The organism is Pseudomonas sp. 10C3 (genome assembly GCF_036346185.1).
In the GTDB taxonomy this organism is placed as follows: Bacteria; Pseudomonadota; Gammaproteobacteria; order Pseudomonadales; family Pseudomonadaceae; genus Aquipseudomonas.
In genome coordinates this window covers 1-752 of the sequence record NZ_JASJVE010000067.1, presented here as the reverse complement: position 1 = coordinate 752, position 752 = coordinate 1, and the positions used below count along the sequence as shown (strand labels likewise).

Sequence of the window (752 nt, the reverse complement as noted above, 5' to 3'; positions counted from 1 at the left end):
TCGGAGAAGTTTTTGGAGCGCTGCGTGCATCTGGTCGCCGCCCATGAGCAACGCACCTGTTTCCCGGTGGACTCGATTCGGCGCAAGAACGACCCCGATGACCCGAGTTGCCCTTCGACCTACCGCGCCAACACGGTCGAATACCTGTACCCCGGCATGCACTCCGATGTCGGTGGTGGGTATTCGCCGGGCGATCAGGGCAAGTCGCTGGGCGGTCCACAGGACGTGATGTCACAAATCCCATTGCAGCACATGTATGCCGAAGCCTACGCAGTCGGCGCTCCGTTACAGGCACCTCCTGATGCGCTTAGCCTCGAGCAAGAAGAGAAATGGCCCTGGCTAAAAATGTCCGACACGACTTCTGATGCCTTCGACATCTCCGAAACCCTCACCCTCCGTTTCAACACCTGGCTCGCCCACCACAAAACCGGCCCGCTGGAAGGCGCCTTGGCCGGTGAGCAGGCGCTGTTGACGGGGTGGCGGATCAATCGTTATGGCAGCTATCACTTCAGGACAACCTCCGCCTACCAGCATGTCAACGGCAAGGACATGACCCAGGAGGAATGGGATGCCCTTAAAGCGCTGCATGAGCGACAACTGGCCGAGAACAAGGCCAACCATGAGGGCCAACCGCTCAAGGAGTTGTCAGGCAGCACGCTGGCAACGCATCAGGAATATCGGGCGCTCAAACAGGGTTATGAACAACGCGTCGGCGCGGCACAACCCATCGACTTTAATACCCATAAAGCCTT

At 58.8% G+C, this 752-nt stretch carries 1 protein-coding gene; it reads left to right on the top strand.

Annotated elements, in window-relative coordinates; all coding sequences use genetic code 11:
- Nucleotides 1–24: 24 nt before the first annotated feature.
- Nucleotides 25–752, top strand: a 728-nt coding sequence (locus QN399_RS26125; protein WP_330201928.1) for a DUF2235 domain-containing protein, incomplete at its 3' end; no start/stop codon positions are given.